The organism is Paenibacillus sp. QJM3NY_38 (genome assembly GCF_056173265.1).
This window is the reverse complement of the sequence record NZ_CM149665.1, coordinates 7,010,508-7,027,148: the sequence shown is the minus strand read 5'-3', so window position 1 is coordinate 7,027,148 and position 16,641 is coordinate 7,010,508. Positions and strand designations below refer to the sequence as shown.

The 16,641-nt window shown below is 50.3% G+C and carries 13 protein-coding genes; 3 read left to right on the top strand and 10 right to left on the bottom strand.

All coding sequences use genetic code 11. The annotated features are described in order from the left end of the window. The first annotated feature begins 51 nt into the window (after window positions 1–51). A complete protein-coding gene (locus AC0VZ8_RS32605; RefSeq protein WP_475485549.1) occupies window positions 52–738 on the top strand; it encodes a hypothetical protein in 687 nt (228 codons plus the stop codon). Here AC0VZ8_RS32605 and AC0VZ8_RS32600 read toward each other — a convergent pair. The 5 genes from AC0VZ8_RS32600 to AC0VZ8_RS32580 all read right to left on the bottom strand — a co-directional run bounded on the left by AC0VZ8_RS32600 (window position 733) and on the right by AC0VZ8_RS32580 (window position 6,397). Further along, window positions 733–1,821, bottom strand: a complete 1,089-nt coding sequence (locus AC0VZ8_RS32600) for a DUF418 domain-containing protein (RefSeq protein ID WP_475485548.1) — start codon at window positions 1,819–1,821, stop codon at window positions 733–735. The two genes, AC0VZ8_RS32605 and AC0VZ8_RS32600, sit on opposite strands and share 6 nt — an antisense overlap. A gap of 3 nt (window positions 1,822–1,824) precedes the next feature. After that, window positions 1,825–3,756 (bottom strand): ABC transporter permease, encoded by a 1,932-nt coding sequence (locus tag AC0VZ8_RS32595; protein ID WP_475485547.1) that lies wholly within the window; start codon window positions 3,754–3,756, stop codon window positions 1,825–1,827. Next, window positions 3,731–4,501 carry an ABC transporter ATP-binding protein gene (locus AC0VZ8_RS32590; RefSeq protein WP_071220513.1) on the bottom strand — a complete coding sequence of 257 codons (771 nt, stop codon included), beginning with the start codon at window positions 4,499–4,501 and terminating at the stop codon, window positions 3,731–3,733. The genes AC0VZ8_RS32595 and AC0VZ8_RS32590 overlap by 26 nt, the downstream gene beginning before the upstream one ends. A 190-nt stretch (window positions 4,502–4,691) precedes the next feature. After that, complete coding sequence (locus tag AC0VZ8_RS32585) at window positions 4,692–5,699, bottom strand: sensor histidine kinase (protein ID WP_475485546.1); 1,008 nt, start codon at window positions 5,697–5,699, stop codon at window positions 4,692–4,694. Continuing rightward, window positions 5,696–6,397 (bottom strand): response regulator transcription factor, encoded by a 702-nt coding sequence (locus AC0VZ8_RS32580; protein WP_260064691.1) that lies wholly within the window; start codon window positions 6,395–6,397, stop codon window positions 5,696–5,698. Before AC0VZ8_RS32580 ends, AC0VZ8_RS32585 begins: the two co-directional genes overlap by 4 nt. A 196-nt stretch (window positions 6,398–6,593) precedes the next feature. Between AC0VZ8_RS32580 and AC0VZ8_RS32575 the strand changes: the two genes are divergently transcribed. Then, window positions 6,594–8,009 (top strand): hypothetical protein, encoded by a 1,416-nt coding sequence (locus AC0VZ8_RS32575; protein WP_071220510.1) that lies wholly within the window; start codon window positions 6,594–6,596, stop codon window positions 8,007–8,009. 48 nt (window positions 8,010–8,057) lie between these two features. On the opposite strand, the gene AC0VZ8_RS32570 is transcribed toward AC0VZ8_RS32575, so the two are convergent. From AC0VZ8_RS32570 to AC0VZ8_RS32550, 5 genes are all read right to left on the bottom strand, one after another. Further along, complete coding sequence (locus AC0VZ8_RS32570) at window positions 8,058–9,263, bottom strand: Ger(x)C family spore germination protein (RefSeq protein WP_475485545.1); 1,206 nt, start codon at window positions 9,261–9,263, stop codon at window positions 8,058–8,060. After that, window positions 9,260–10,369: a spore germination protein gene (locus tag AC0VZ8_RS32565; protein WP_475485544.1), complete on the bottom strand. Its 1,110-nt coding sequence runs from the start codon at window positions 10,367–10,369 to the stop codon at window positions 9,260–9,262. Before AC0VZ8_RS32565 ends, AC0VZ8_RS32570 begins: the two co-directional genes overlap by 4 nt. Window positions 10,370–10,399: 30 nt before the next feature. After that, on the bottom strand, window positions 10,400–12,067 hold the full coding sequence (locus tag AC0VZ8_RS32560; RefSeq protein ID WP_475485543.1) for a spore germination protein: 1,668 nt from the start codon (window positions 12,065–12,067) through the stop codon (window positions 10,400–10,402). A gap of 224 nt (window positions 12,068–12,291) precedes the next feature. Next, window positions 12,292–14,484 carry a GH92 family glycosyl hydrolase gene (locus AC0VZ8_RS32555; protein ID WP_475485542.1) on the bottom strand — a complete coding sequence of 731 codons (2,193 nt, stop codon included), beginning with the start codon at window positions 14,482–14,484 and terminating at the stop codon, window positions 12,292–12,294. A 35-nt stretch (window positions 14,485–14,519) separates the two neighbouring features. Then, entirely contained in the window at window positions 14,520–15,614 is a 1,095-nt protein-coding gene (locus tag AC0VZ8_RS32550) for a GntR family transcriptional regulator (RefSeq protein ID WP_071220506.1), read from the bottom strand. Window positions 15,615–15,980: 366 nt separating this feature from the next. Here AC0VZ8_RS32550 and AC0VZ8_RS32545 point away from each other — a divergent pair, with 366 nt between their 5' ends. Beyond that, the gene (locus tag AC0VZ8_RS32545) at window positions 15,981–16,460 is read left to right on the top strand and encodes a MarR family winged helix-turn-helix transcriptional regulator (protein WP_071220505.1); all 480 of its coding nucleotides are present in this window, start codon (window positions 15,981–15,983) and stop codon (window positions 16,458–16,460) included. The last annotated feature ends 181 nt before the right edge of the window (window positions 16,461–16,641 follow it).

The window sequence follows — 16,641 nt, the reverse complement described above, 5'->3', positions numbered from 1 at the left end:
ACGGGAAGTATAAGGATAGATAGACGACGAAGCAGAAGGTGGGAATCCCTCATGAGCAAATGGAAGGCAAATAGCAGAGTTAGCCGTTATGCAGGCATCAGTATTTTATTAGGCGGAGCGCTGTTTGTTACAGCTACACTTATGCACCCTCCAGCTACGGATCCCTGGACGGGTCATCATGTCATTTCGATGATTCCGGACATGCTGACCTATTGGCAATGGGATCACAGCCTGATGCTGGCAGCAATATTATTATGGCTTGGAGGACTGTCTCTCGGGGAGATCATGGCCGGTAGACGCCCGGCTGCGATGATGGCTGCCCGCTTGTTCAATGCGGCAATTACGATATGGGTGCTCGTGCTCGCGATGGAATTAACCGTTCTCCCGGTGCTGGCCAAGGAGTGGGGTTCGGTGCAAGACCCGGGGACGGCCGCCTTGGGTGTCGGGTTATTTGCTTTCGGTATTATGGCCGGGGATTTTGCCATGATGCTGGCCTGGATCGGAATAAGCCTGCTTAGCATTGCGCTGCTCTCTGAAGAAACTGTGAAACCGGTCATAGCATGGATAGGCATAGCAGCAGGGTTGTGGGGAGCGATTGGCATACCTGCAGCACTGCTGCTTCCGAAACTCAGCGTTATCATCTATCCGATCACCTCAGGCCCGGTGTTTATATGGACACTGATATTTGGCGTTTACATGGTAATGGGGCGAAAAGCAAAAAAAGCAGGAGACCTATAGGTTTCCTGCTTTTTTGCGAATCGGCACGATCGTCCAATAGGTGCCGCATCTCCACAACCATTCTAGGGGTCCGTATTGGAACCAACGCATCCACAGATTGCTGGCTATGATCTGACAGACTACAATCCCAAGGGAAACGAGTGTAGATACGACATAAGTCGTCGGTGTGGTGTTCAGTATGAAGCGCTGAATACCTACCAGAAAGACGGTTTGTCCGATGTAGTTGGTAAGCGCCATCCGGCCGTATGCCTGTAACGGATACAGCATCTTCGCACCTGCGCGGGTACGCCCAAGCATTAAGAGAGAGCTTAGATAAAATACAGATACGATAGGACCCGTTGCCACCCCGATATGTGCCAGAGTTAAGGCTGCCTGCATGGTCGATGACGGCGATTCGCCTTCTATCATGAATAGAAACGGGGGCATCGGCTCGGGAGGTGCTGCCCACCACATGGCCCCGATCGCAATGACGGTTCCGAGCAATGACAGCAGCCACACCATGTGCAGCTTACTCCATCGTATTCCCTTGCTGATCGCTTCGTGTAATCGGTATTGGCCCGCGGCTAGCCCTAACAGGATCAGAAACGGAATGGTAAGCAGCTTGACTCCTATGACGGCCGCAATCGTAAACCCGACCACTCCAATACCTAGATTAACTCTCCTTGGCGCCCAATAGAGGGGAAGCGCTAGCAGGCCGACAATCGCATAATGAAATAATGCCTCCCCCGATTGATACTGCTGATGGATGACGCCGATCAGCACCAGAATGGCTAACCGGCGGATATACAGCCGAAGTCTTGGCTTTCCACCCGTTGCAGCGCTTCGTGATAGAAACATGTAGAATCCTAGTCCGAACAGGAACGTGAAGATTGTATAGAATCGGGCTTCCACAAAAAAGTTAAGCCCGCGCTGCATCCAAAAATCCGCTGAGGTTTTCGGCGTGGCGATGAGCCAAAGCGCCAATACGTTAACAAACGGCAGACCAAGCAGCGCAAAACCCCTGAACTGGTCTAAAAAGTGCAATCGCCCCTTTCCAGTGGCAGGCTGGCGTTTCATCACGGTCTCATTTTTTACAGTAGCCATTAGTTACACCATCATCCTATTCACAGACTTGATATAACGGGCTCTGGCGATCAGGAAATAAATCATTTGAGCGGCCAAGAATGCCGATGAAGCCGCCAATACAGGGCCACTTACATAAGGAGAATCCAGGTATGCAAGAACCGGACCGAGCACGACTAAGGACTGCAGGGCTGCAACCAGAATGGGGATAAAGAACAGCACAGCAATCTGAATCGTCGCGGAGATGTTCATCTCACGGGCGCTGAGTCCGATCTTGGACAGGGAACGGTACATCGTTTGGTCTGTTGAAAGCTCTGTATGCAGTTTAAAGTACAGGAAGCTGGCGGATGAGATCGAGAAGATTAAGGCGACAAACACCCCGATAAAGCTGAATAACGAAAAGCCCTGTTTATTGGTGTAATAGTTCTCCGCTCTGGATTCTATATAACCTTCACTGATTGCACTTCCGTTCCATTCCGACAGCTCAAGGCCGAGCTTGGTTTCAGGATCACCCTTCTGGGGGAGTCCTTGGGAATCGGGAAGAATAAACGGATACGTATGATTCACACTGATTCCATCTGCTTTGTTCCCGCCCCTTAGCTCTTCAAACATGGTGTCCGTAACGACCAGCAATCTGCCGCTATATACCACAGCCGCAATCCGGTCTGTGCGGTTCTCCAAGCTGAAAGAGTAGGGTTGACCGGATAATTCGATATCCGCTTCCGTTAGCTTCCCTTTACTCTTCTTCGCTGCATTCGGGGTTTCTGCCAGTAAGGCTTCATTCTCGCCGAATGTCCCGGTCGGCTTGGTATTCATCAAAGCAGCCAAACGGTCGTAATGGGATTGCGGCATGATGTGTAAGGAGTCCTCTCCATTCGCTGACAAGCGATAATAGATGGTTTCGACCTCCGCCCGTTTATACTCCAGCCCTTCTGTCTGCAGACGATTTTCAATCAGGGCCAGCTCATCCTGCACCTTAGTATCGTCGGCATTGCTATAGTAGGTGTAGCTAAGCGCGTAGGGGTTATCCAAATATACCGATCGAATCGATTGCTGCATGGCCAGCACGAAGCCGGTGCTCATGGAAGCCAGAGCTACGACAACCGTGACCAGAAACAGCATGCGGGCATTATCCTTAATCTTGTAACTCATTTCGGAAATCCACAGCAGGTTTGTTCCTTTCCAGGTGGTTCTGCGATTTCGCTGCAGCATGCGGACAATCCACACGGATAGTTGGGAGTAGAAGAAATACGTGCCCATAATTCCGGTTACCGCAGCGATTATCAATCCAGTCGGGTCTAACTCTTTGACACGAAGGACGGTAAAGCCGATGGTAAGGAGCACCACGCCTAAGAGGGCCAGGAACAGATTGGCTTTTGGCTCGGTTTTTGGTTTGCTGGTTCCTTTGAGAAGCTCCAGAACTTGATTCTTTCGGATAAATAACAAGGTAAAGAGCGAAATGACGAGAAACAGCGCAGCGAACGCACCGGCGGTCAGCAGCATCGCTTTGACCGGCCAATAGAACGGCAGCTCGTCCATATCGATTACTTTGGTGCTGATGAGCAGGAACACCTTAGAAAGCAGCATTCCGCTGGCGATGCCCGTTACGATGGCAATGGCGCCAATCAGAATGTTCTCCAGGAAGATCAGCCAATTGATCTGTTTGGCCTCAGCTCCGAGGATGGTCAGAATACCGAACTCCCGGTTCCGCGACTTCAGAAAGACGCTGATCGAATACAGCACGAATAAGAACGCAAACACGTAGACGATGACCGTGGCGATTGTCATTCCCGTACGCGTCATCGTGCCCATAGGCGAATTCTCAATGGCCGGATGATAGATGAATACCGCATACGTAAAAAAGATCATGACCATGAACGAGCTGCTGAGCAGGTAAGCGAAATATTGACGTGCGTTACGCCGGACGTTGTTAAACGCGAATTGAGGAAAGCTCACTTGTATTCCCTCCCCAGAACGATAGCGTATCGATGATTTTTTGGAAAAAGGCCTGCCGGTTCTCTCCGCGGTGAATTTCGGCGGCCAGCTTGCCGTCTTTAATAAAAACGATGCGGTTGCAATAGCTTGCGGCGAGAGGATCATGCGTAACCAGCATTAATGTGGTACGATCCCGCTCGTTAATCTCGGCTAACGACTCCATCACGATCCGTGAGGAGTTGGAATCGAGTGCGCCTGTAGGCTCATCCGCAAGCAGTAACAGCGGCGCGCTGATGATAGCCCTGGCAATCGCGGTGCGCTGTCGTTGACCTCCCGAAATCTCGTACACGCGTTTATTCAGAATTTCGCGGATGCCAAGCCGTGAAGCGGTTTGCTGCAGCAGCGACTCCATGTCCTTGAGCGGACGGCGGTCCAGCGTAAGCGGAAGCACGATATTCTCGGCAACGGTTAACGTATCGAGCAGGTTGAAATCTTGAAACACAAAGCCGAGCTGTCTGCGGCGGAAGTGGGCAAGCTCGCTTTTTTTCATGGTGTAAGGATTTTTGCCCCCGATCTTGACCTCGCCCGAGCTTGGACGATCGATGGTGGATACCATGTTCAGCAGGGTGGTTTTGCCGCTGCCTGAAGGGCCCATGATGCCGACGAATTCTCCTTCTTTGATGGTGAGATGAATATCGGTAAGAGCTTGTGTCGCCACTTTGCCCGCATATACTTTGTTTAATGCTTTTACTTCAAGAATATCCATAATCCAGAAGCTCCTTTCTGTATACCTTATTAGTGTAGCCTAACTCTATCGTATACTGACCTGACCCTGCTATGGATTTAGGTGAAACGAAGCTTACATCTGCCATAAGGTTATGTTCGCATTTTTTGTTCGTATCTTAAGATTATCGGCGTGAGGTTTGGGGTCATCTCCCGATACAAAGAAGACACACCTAAGGTCCAGATGTGTCTTGGTTTTCGGCTCGGCGCAGCGTCAAGGTAACGGTGGTTCCTTCACCGAGCGTGGATTCCAGTTCTACGGAATGATCAAGCTTATTGGCGATTTCACGCACAAGATACAGGCCCATGCCGGTGGATTCATGATATTGCCGACCGCGCTCTCCGGTAAAGTAGGGATGGAACACCCGGTTGATGTCCTCCGGTGCAATGCCGATCCCCTCGTCGCCGATATAGAGTTTGATGTGTTTCCCCGCTGCTTCTGCGGTTAATTGAATCTTCTTGCCGGGGCTGCCGGAGTAGTTCACGGCGTTCGTCAAAATCTGACCCAGCATAAATCGAAACCATTTGGCATCCGTATAGACGGAGATCCGATCATCGATTTGGAACACCGGCGTAATCCCCTTACGAATGAACAGCTTGCGGTTCTCGACCACGGATTCGCTTACCGCAGCACGGAGCAGGGTGGCTTCTACAGCAAAATCCTGCTCAAACCGGTCCAGGCGCGCGGTGTACAGCACCATTTCGAGACCTTTGCGAATACGATCAAGCTCTTCCCGAATATGCTCGGCGGGTGCCTCTTCGACTTCATCGAGCGTTAGCTGAATAACCGACAGCGGGGTCTTCATCTGATGTACCCAGCGGTTGACGAAAGCCAGATGCTGGTCGGTTTGGCTTTGATGCCGATGCAGCTGTTCGCGGTATAAGCGCTCGTAATGGCCAATCCGCTCGTAGATCGCTTCCGGCAGTGGCGCTTCGCCCAGGGGAGGATTGGAGAACTCCTCGGAAAGTTCCTGGCTGGAAAGCTCTTGATACATCGTGCGATGGGAAAGATACCGGTAAGCAAGATAGAGGAGCAGCACGACACTGCTTAACAGCACACCGTATAGTACGACAGTAAAGGGCCTGCCTTCACCGGTAAGCCAGTACAGCAGGGGGACAAGCAGCATTTGAACGGTAAAAAACAGCATGAGCGGGAGATGCTCCCGCAAGAAAAGTTTCATGGGGTCTCCCTGCCCGTCATGAACCGATAGCCTGCTCCCCGGACGGTTTCGATAAGATCTCCGGCGCCCAGCTCACGAAGCTTGCGACGAACCCTTGTAATATAAACATTTAACGTATTGTCATCAATGAAGTGCTGATCCTCCCACATCAGGTCCAGCAGCCGCTCGCGGCTGACCACACGGCCCTCTTTTTCCATCAGCATCGTCAGCAGGGCTGCTTCCTTTTGGGTAAGCTCGGCTGATTCGTCTCCATAGGTCACAACGTATCGCTCGGGATAGATGATAAGACCGGCGCTTTCGATGGTATGCTCATCCTCCTGACCGGAGGCATAGGCACCGACCGCACGGCGCAGGTGGCTGCGGATTTTCGCCAGAACAAGCTCCATGTCAAACGGCTTCGTAATATAATCGTCCGCCCCGTTTTCCAAGGCCATAATCTGATCCATGCCGCTGTCTCGCGCCGAGATGAAGATGATCGGGCAGTGCGATTGGGTACGGATTTGCCTACACCAATAGAATCCGTCGAATTTCGGCAGATTGACGTCCAGCAGAACCAGATCCGGCTTCGTATCCGCAAAAATGTCTATCACGCGGCTGAAGTCTTCGGTGATCCGTACGTTAAAATCATATTTGGAAATAGCCGATCTTAATTTATCCGCGATTCGTTCATCGTCTTCCACAATCAGGATGGTATACACGGTTCCAGCTCCTTTGAACTCCTAAACTACATTATGTTCTTACTATACCCGAATTGGAGAGGGCGTTGGAAATCCAGAGATTCATGTTTCTGAACGGAAGGTAACCCATTGTACGATCCCAAATTAACCTTTGCCCAGGCCCATGCATAAGATGTAGTCACATCAAACCTGCTGCCTGGGAAGGGGCGTGATTCATATGGGGATTCATTTAACCGCGATTCACTGGGTGTATCTGGCGTTTATCGTCTTGATCATGACGCTGTTGATCCGGCGGCGCGATACGGCGCTTGTTTGTATTACCGGAATATTTGCGCTTGGCCTTTTGGCAACGGAAACGCTGAGCGGCTCGGTCTCCGGTGTGTTTGATTCATTCATCTATGCGACCAAAGAGCTGATGGGCACCATCATGATTATATCCATCATCGTGGCGATGAGCCGGGTCTTGATCAAGACGGGGATCAACGAGACGATGGTGGCTCCGTTAACCCGTTTTCTGCGTACTCCCGCGATGGCTTACTGGGGCATCGGAATCATTATGATGGTAACGTCCTTTTTCTTCTGGCCGTCACCGGCAGTTGCGTTAATTGGTGCGGTCCTGCTCCCTGTGGCTATTCGTGTCGGTTTGCCGGCCCTCGGTGCAGCGGTGGCAATGAATCTGTTCGGGCACGGCATTGCGTTATCGGGAGACTATATCATCCAGGGTGCGCCCAAATTAACCGCGGATGCGGCTGGATTGCCTGTATCCAGTGTCATGGCTGCCAGTGTGCCGCTCGTGATCGTAATGGGACTTGTAACAACCGTGGCGGCATTCTGGATGATGCGTAGAGATCAGCGGAACGGCAGCTGGAGAGATGGACTGGTAACTATTAAAAGCACGGGAGACACGCTCACCACGCGTACCGAAGAGGATGAGGCTGTTGCGGCCATATCCCCGGCTATGAAAAAATGGTTGGCTATCGTCATTCTGCTGTTGTTCGCAGCAGATGTTGTCGCCATGTTCATCCTAAAGCTGCAGGGCGGCGATGCAACAGCCTTGGTCGGCGGCACAGCCGTCCTGATCCTCAGTGTCATTGCCCTGGTAGCACATCGTAATCGGGGATTGGAGAAGGTCACCTCTTATTTGATCGAGGGATTCATGTTTGGATTCAAGGTGTTCGGTCCCGTCATTCCTATCGCGGCGTTCTTCTATTTGGGGGATGCGGCATTTACCGATTTGTTCGGTAAAGTGCTTCCCGAAGCATCCCATGGTATCGTGAACGACCTGGGGGTTGCCCTCGCGAATGCGGTGCCGCTGAACGGCGCGGTAGGTTCGGTGACGTTGACGATCACCGGTGCCATTACGGGTCTGGACGGTTCGGGTTTCTCCGGTATCTCGTTAGCCGGATCGATCGCGCAGCTGTTTGCTACGGCTATCGGCTCAGGTGCGGCTACCCTGACTGCGCTTGGGCAGGTTGCCGCTATCTGGGTAGGCGGCGGCACGCTCATTCCGTGGGCGTTGATTCCGGCTGCAGCCATCTGCGGAGTCAGCCCATTCGAGCTGGCAAGACGAAATTTGAAGCCGGTGCTGCTGGGTCTGACCGCTACTACAGTCGTAGCGATGTTTCTGGTGTAATCAACAGCGAGAACTTAAAGAGCGCTGACCGTCATTGTCAGCGCTCGTTTAATCTGTTGAGGAACCGAAGTCCGTAATGTTCATGTTGATTTCATACGTAATCGGGACTTGGCTGAAGGTTTCATCCCAATTCTCCTGCACTTTTTTCCACACCTTCGGATGTTTGATGCGGAGCTCAGTGCCAAAACCCCCAACGTCCACATGATAGACATGCTGCATTTTGTTCAGGACCTGTTTGATCTGTTTATGGGCCTCTTCTTCAAACTGCTGCTCCATTTCTGAGATGTATCCACCCGATGAGGGGATCTCCGGAAAGCTCCAATCCTCGATTAATCTGCCTTCGGCATTAACCTTGATATGAAATGAAATTTCGTCTCCCTGAATCTTAGGCACGATGGTGCTGTGGGATTTCTTGGGTTCAAAGGTTACGGTATGGCCGGTCTTCGGCGCATACGTCTTCAGCGCGCCCCCCTTCACGTCTGCCGTAATCCAAGACAAGCCTTCCAGATCATATTGGCTTAATTCCCCGATCCATTTCTTGGTTTTCCCTTTGAAAATGGCGGCTCCCGAGAATTTATGCTCGCTTTGAGCGGTAACGACATTTTGCAACAGGAAGCTTTCCCCGGATTGCATGGCGCTGTCAAGCTTAATGAGTGTCACGGGCGGGATGATTTTGTTGGAACGATAGCGGTTATCCACGAGTCCCGTTAAGTAGAGAGCGGGGATTTCCCCGGGTTCGGTGGAGCTCAACGCTTCAAGCGCGCTTCGGTGGCTAACCACCACCAGACAGCTGGGGCGGATATCGTTATCGCGGAGAATAAAGTCAAATATCTGTTCCAAGCTATACCTTTTGGCTAGATCGCTTGAAACCACGATAACCTTCAGATGGTGGGCAACAATCGGACGGTCTCTGCGTAAAGAAAATTGACGGAAGATTTGGAAGACGGAATCTCCCGTTAATTGTTCATTCAGGTAGGCCTTGCTTGGCGATGAAGAACCGGACCCTCCTTGCTTCTCGTTCTTTCCCGCGATTGGTGGTACAATCTGGACCGTTGCCGTAACCACTTTATTTTTGGGGTAGGCTGCTCCCTGTCGATTGATCTCCCGTTCAAACTTGGACTCATTCGCAGTATCCAGTCCCAAACCTACAATGACACAGACATCCTCAATCTCGTTGCTGCTCCAGCAGCCGGTAGTCAGGAGCAGCAGGATGCTCGCCGCCAATAGTGACGTATATCTTATATACCTGTTCATTTCGGCTTCACACCTTTCTTACGGGCGATGCTGATCAGAAGCAAGAGTAATGGTAAAGCGCCAAATAGATAGATAGAGGCATTGCCTACAAGATCCCCCAGCTTGAATGTTTCCGATACGTCCTTCGGAATCATCGCGATGAGGAAGATGACAGGAAGCAGGATAAAGAGAAAGGGCCGTATTTTCGTCTTAAGCAGCTGGGACCATCCTAGCGAGGCTGCATAATGCGTTATCGCAAAGGTCGAGAATATTTGCATGATCCAGATGACAAGCAGCAGGGACTCAAAACGCTCGAATATCAGTCCCTGCATTTCAAAACTCCGCATTAAGTCCAGTGTCGGCCATGTTCTTGTCTCAACTCCGTTTATGGACAGCCCGCCAATAACCATAATGACGGTGATTAAATAGATCACCAGGGGCACCGTAATGCCGACGAGCATGGCTTTGGTGCCTTTTTTGGGAGTCTTCATAAACGCCATGGCAACAAACATGATCTCGTAACCGGTAAAAGATAGCAGAGATGGCTTTAACCCTCGAATCACGGGCATAAACCCTGAGCCGAGTACCGGCCTTAAATTTTTGATGTCAAAAATGTTGCTGCTCAACAGGATCGCTATGAGGAAAAAAACCAGCGTAATCGGCAGAATGATCTCGCAGATTCTGGCAATGCTGTTGATCCCCCCGGTGGTCAAATACAGACCGATCCACATAAAGGTCATCACGATGGCCCAAACGGGCGTGCCTTCCAGCAGATATAACCCCGTTACCTCCGCCATAATCCGGATCTCAAAAGCGGCAATGGTAATGAAAAAACCAATAAACAGCAGGCCTAGAACAAAAGCCAGCCATTTCCCGGTGATCTCAGGTACAAATTGAAACCATGTTTTCCCTTGAAATCTTTGGCATAACGCCACAACGATCATTCCTGCCAACAGGATGATCAAACCGGAGATGAGAATCGAGATCCACACATCCGGCGTTTTGGCAGCCTCCACCGTCGTTCTGGGGAGTGTCAGGATACCGGCACCCAGCATGTAGTTAATGATCATGACGGCAGCTTGAGACGTGGTGATCTGGTCATGGGTGCTGTTATTTGCACTGCTCATGGTCATAGCCTCATTTCGTGCTTAGGATGATTAATTTCTGCGGTCAGGGTCGTTCGGTTTTAACATTTGAGGTCGTTTCTTCATCACTTTCAGCGGGAACCGAATGAGGAAGTCCTTCAAGTCATTGATGCCGTAAGGCACCATTGGACTTGCATAAGGTACGCCGAAGCTCTTCAGTATGACCAAATGACTGCAGAGAAGAAGGAAGAACATCACGACGCCAAACAGTCCAAGCACTGCCGCAAAGAACATCGCGGAAAACCGAAGAACGCGCAGTGTAATTCCGGCACTGTAGACCGGGATCGTGAAGGAAGAGATGGCGGTTACGGCCACGACAATAACGAGAAACGGACTGACAATACCGGCTTGTACGGCAGCATCACCAATAATCAGACCACCGACGATGCCCATCGCAGGCCCGAGGGGTTTCGGGAGCCGGATCCCGGCCTCCCGCAATATTTCAATGGCGATTTCCATGATGAGCGCTTCGATGATCGAGGGAAAGGGCACGCCTTGTCTGGTTTCAATGATCGTTAGCGCCAGCTTGGTTGGAATCAGCCCGGGATGAAATGAAATAAACGAAATGTAGAGTGCCGGAGCCAGAAGCGCCAGCAGGGCGGAGAGAAAACGCAATAAGCGGACAAAGGATCCCGAGATCCATCTCTCGTAGTAATCTTCCGGCGACTGCAGCAGCATGCTGAACGTGACAGGGACGATTAGAGCATACGGCGTGCCGTCAAGCAGGATAGCCACCCGCCCTTCCAGTAAGGCCCCGATCACCCTGTCGGGTCTTTCCGTGTTCTGCACTTGCTGAAAAGGACTCATGACATTTTCCTCAATCAATTGCTCGATGTATCCTGATTCGAGAGGGTCATCAATTTCGAGTTTCTGAATTCGCGTAACGACCTCATCGACTAGCTTCGGGTCGGCAATATCCTTCATATAGGCAATGATCAGATCCTTTTTCACGCGGTTCCCAACCTCAAATCTGGTGAGCAGAAGGCTTTCGTTTTTTCCGTGAAGCCGCAGTAATCCTGTATTGTCTGCCAATCTCTCGGTAAACCCGACACGCGGGCCTCGAAGAAGTGCTTCGGATAGAGGTTCCTCCAGATTTCGGCTCTTCCCCTTGGCAGAACCAACCAGGAAGGCGCCTTGCATTCCATCTACCAATAGACCGGTTGTTCCCGCAAGAACAGATTGTACGAGTTCCAGTAATCTATCGGTATGTTTAATTTCGCTTACAGGGAGCATCTGGCTGCTGATATAGGCTTTGATCGTATCGCTTGAACGATTGAACTGTTCCTGCTCCGTTTCTGGAATTCCGACCATCATGAGGGGGCGTATAAGATGGGTGTCCATAAGATCGTTGTCCATCAATCCGTCAACAAAAACGATGACTGCCCGCGTTCCCGTCCCCCGGATCGTAAATTCCCTGAATTCCACGTCCCCATTGTTACCGATTGCTTTACGGACGGATGTTAAATCCGCATCGTAAAGCCCCGTCATGAGAGCCTGTGGCGGAACGCTATCCTCTCTCTCGGGGGGAGAGGGCTTGTTCGGTTTGAGGGCGTAACTCGAATTAATAGATTTCCGAAACCAATTGGTTAACGCCAGCATGAGGAAAGGCACCAGTACGAGTAGTAAAGCTTGAACCCAAATCGTCCACTTCGGAATATAGGATACAATTACTGACCACAATGAAGTCACCCCGCCATTTCTTAGCAATAGATCATAATGTGAATCAAGTGTATTGTTTCCCGAGGTGATCTTGAAAATTCCTGTTATTTCAATATCAGGAAGAATACCCTGCGCCGTTGAACTTATATAACCAATTGCTGAAAAACGGGATAACAAAAAGGGGCATCCCCAGCCCGCTGTCCTGATGGGGATACCCCTTACATATATGAACTAAGCTGTAATCGTTACTTCTTCGATATCGAGAACGGGAGCTCATCAGAGCTGTAAGCACGGTAGCTTGGAGCCAGGCCGAGACGGAAATCGAGGGACTTGCCTGCCAGAATATCCTCATGCGTAATATACAGCTTGGTGTAATCCTGTCCTTCCAATTGAACGCTGGTCACGAAGTTGGACTGCGGATTGTTGTTGTCGGTATGAATCAACATCTGTTTACCGTTTGGCAGCTCAATGCTCACACTGTCGAATAGCGGGATACCGAGCACATATTCATTACTGCCCGGACATACCGGATAGAAGCCCATGGAGCTAAACACATACCATCCGGACATGCTGCCGTTATCCTCGTCCCCCGGGAAACCGTCAAAGCCGCTGTTGAACAGGTTCGACATCAGCTGTTTGAGGACGACCTGGGACGATGCGGGCTGCCCGACATAGTTGAACAGATACGGAATATGGAAGCTTGGCTGATTGGATATCGCCAGCTGGCCATAGTCGATGGCAGCCATCTCACTCATCTCATGAATTTCAAAGCCGTAGCCCCGTACGTCGAAGTCCGGTGCTTTATTGCACAATTCGGTGATTTTATCGAAAAAACGTTCCTTAGAACCATACGCCTCGATCAAGCCTTGGAAATCCTGGAATACGGCAAAGCTGGTCTGCCAGGCGCTTCCCTCGGCATAATCAAGCCCCCAGCTCGTATCGTTGAAATCCGGACGGAATTGGCCGTCCTGATCCTTGGCCCGCATAAACCCGGTTTCTGCATCGAAAATATTTCTGTAGTTGAGCGCGCTTTGTCTGTATTGGTCTGCTACATCCGATCGGCCCAAGACATCGGCCACACGGCTGATGCAGTAGTCGCTGTATGCGTAATCCAGCGTGTGATTCACGCTCTCGTGATAGCTGCTTGGAACATAACCGTACTTGATGTAGTCCAGCGTCCCTTGCCGACCATAACAATTCTGTCCGCTCTGCGTAGTGGCTGCGGTCAGCATGGCTTCCAGCAGTTCCGGCAGCAGGTGCTGAGCCAGTCCCTTGGCCGCCGCATCCGCAATGACGGCGTCAATAAGCGTGCCCGGCATCAGCCCGCGCTCATCCGGGGACAACCATTTTGGCAGGAAGCCGGTTTCGCGGTAGGAATTCAGGAAACCTTCCAGCATTTCCTCATATTCCTTGGGCGCGATGATGGAATAGAGCGGATATACGGTTTTGTAAGTATCCCAGAAGCCGTTATTGGTATAGAGAAAGCCCTTCTTGACGGATCGGGCCGTTGTATCGTAATGTACCGGCTCCATGTTGGCATCCAGCTCATAGAACTTCTGCGGGAACAGGAACATGCGGTACAGGCAAGTATAGAAGGTGCGCATATATTCTTCGTTCGAGTGAGTGACCCGGATTTTGTTCAGGTAATGATTCCAGGCTTGTCCAGCCAGTTCCTTCTGCTCATCCAGACATATGTTCAGCTCACGCTCAAGGTTAAGCTCCGCTTGCTCCAGGCTAATAAACGACGTCGCCAGTTTAACATCCAGCACGTCTCTTTCACAGTCTTTGAAACGAATGACGACATGCTGGTCGACTCCGCCAAAAGCAACCTCCGGGAAGAACTTGCCTTCTTCGTTGTAATAACCTGTTGTTGCGAGATCTATGTCCTTGCTAAAGCTCATGGCTACGTACATACGGAACCCGTCATCGTGACAGCCTGCGAAGTTGCTGACATAGCCAGTTAAATTGCGCTGGGCTGCATCCAGTCGGAACTCGCTTATGTTATTAACATTCAGGACAAAGCCTGCCTGCTGCCCGGAATTGTACTTCATGCGCATTGCCGCACCATAGGTGCTGGGAACCAGCTCCGTGGTGATGTTATAACGCTGCTGCTTCACTCTGAGATAGTGGGGCTTGAATGTCGCTTCTTCAGGCCGGTAGGAGCTTTGACAGGTGAAGACGGACCCTCTGATTTTGTCGTCCGCAATCGGAGTCATCAGGAAGTGGGCGAAATCGCCCATCCATGGACTTGGCTGGTGTGTCAGGCGAATGCCTTGGAAGACGCGGTCATTAGGGTTGAAGAACCAGCTTCCTTCGTTTTTGGTCTGGACGACATAATGGTTCATACCGAAAGGTACACCCGTATAAGGAAGCGCATTCCCGTTGGAATAGGTGTATTGGTTGTTGGTGCCTTGCCTTGTATCGATATAGTTCAGCATGTAAAAGTCTCCTTTGGTTTTTAGAAATAGGCGTGTTACAGCTTCTTCACGGTCTGTCGTTCAATGAGACGAACGGGAACCACGGTATTCTCATGCGGGTGATCCTGGGGATTCTCGATCAGGGTGATAAGGCTTTGTGCAGCCTGATACCCCATCTGTCCGAAATCCTGGGAGATGGTGGTCAGCTTGGGTTCAACGAAGCCTGCGAGATGAATGTTGTCAAAGCCCACGATGGAGAAATCATCCGGTACGGACAGGCCCAGCTCTTTGGCAATCTGAATGATTTCGATCGCGATGAGGTCATTCTCGGCAACAATACCCGTAATTCCTTGCGTCACAACGGCTTGAATAAACTGAATATAGTATTCTCTGCCGTTGTCGTTGTCATGGGTTAAGTACCGGTCGGTCAAGTCATTGACGCTGTAATCGATCAGTTTGTAATCATACAAAGCTTTTAAATAGCCAAAATACCGCTCCCGGATCGAGGAAGAGTTCTCTACCTTCAAGGAGGAGATAAAGGCGATCTTCTTATGATTATTCTCGATCAGATGTTTGGAGGCCTGATATCCGCCGCCGAAGTTGTCGGAGACAACCGAACGGAACGGAATCCCTTCAATGCATTTATCCATCGTCACCAGCGGGTACTGTGCCAGGTGATACTGATACAGAATGCCAAGATCCGAGATGCTGCTTATCGGGTAAAGAATCAGCCCCGAATTGGCGCTTTGAAGCGCGGCCTCCAGCAGCTTTCGCTGTCCGACAATCGTATTGGACTGAATGTTCAAAGTGTAGTCGGTCGTTGCGAGATATTCGTTGATGCCTTTTTCGTAATCACCAAGTCCCGGGTTATGAGCGAATGGCAGAATTAGCAGGATCTCCTTATTCGTCTTGCTCAGGGGCCTTTGAGGGTCCCTGTCTGTGCTCACGAAGCTTCCCTTACCTTGGATCCGGTAGATCAGCTTGGCATTCTCCAGCTCGGTCAGCGCCCTCTTCGAGGTGATCCGGCTGACGTTGTATTCCTTCGAAATCTCGGCTTCGGTCGGAAGCTGATCTCCAGCCTGGAGCTCCCCGGATTCAATCTTGGCCATTAAAGCATTTACGATATGTTGATATAGTGGAATTTGTTCCATAGCGGACCTACTCCCTGAATTTGATATATCATTTTGAGGCGTTTATGTCAAAGTCTAATGATACATTTAATAAAAAGTTACAGTTGTTATGTTTGAATACGCAAAAGGAATATACTGCTCGGGTGCATATAATTCAAAGATTCTATGTCCATAGTATCGTGTCCATGGATATATTTCAAGATTAGACGCTCTCAACAACAATAAATTGGAGAGAATAAATGGGTATATATAATAAACGGATAAAGGCATTAATTGATATATCAAATATTCAGGGCTGGTTGTCGCTTTCCTGCGGGCGTTGATTTGACAGTTTGTCACTTGAGTGATAAATTGACTGTGATTAGGGTAGGGAGGTGAATGGAGTCAATGAAACAATTGGGATTTCATCAGGAGAACCGATTAGCTATGCTGTCCTGGATTCGGATCACCCGTTTTCAACAGATCGGCAATCACCTCTCGAATGAGTTCTTACAGCCGTTCTGCATCACGGTTGCCCAATTCGACGTCTTGATCCAGGTCTTCGCGCACCAACCTTTATCACAGCAGGAGCTGGCCGAATATCTTTCCATTAGCGGCGGTGGTGTCTCCCATATGGTAAAGCGGCTGGAGAAGCTGGATCTGATTGTCCGCAAGCAGGATTGGAAGATAAAGTATATCTCGCTAACGGATAAGGGACAGGCCCTGCTGGAAGAAATTATTCCGCTGCTGTCGGATTTCCAAACCTCTATGTTCGACGTTCTGGATGAACAGGAGTTACAGCAGCTTTACAAGACGATGAGGAAGCTTCATCAGCATAATGTACAGAAAAAGTCGGCACACCCGAGCGTTATCGTCGAGGAGGAGTAGCTGAAGGTTGCCTTGGCTGCTTGTTATCGGCTTTACGAAGGGAGCTAAAAAAGACGCAGGGGAGTCCTAAGTGAGAGAGGGATTCCTTTTTTTGTGCGAAATGAGTTCATTTTTTAATGAGAGATCTAAATTTTCATATACATCATAGGAACGTTCGTTCTATAATGAAATCGATGAGTAC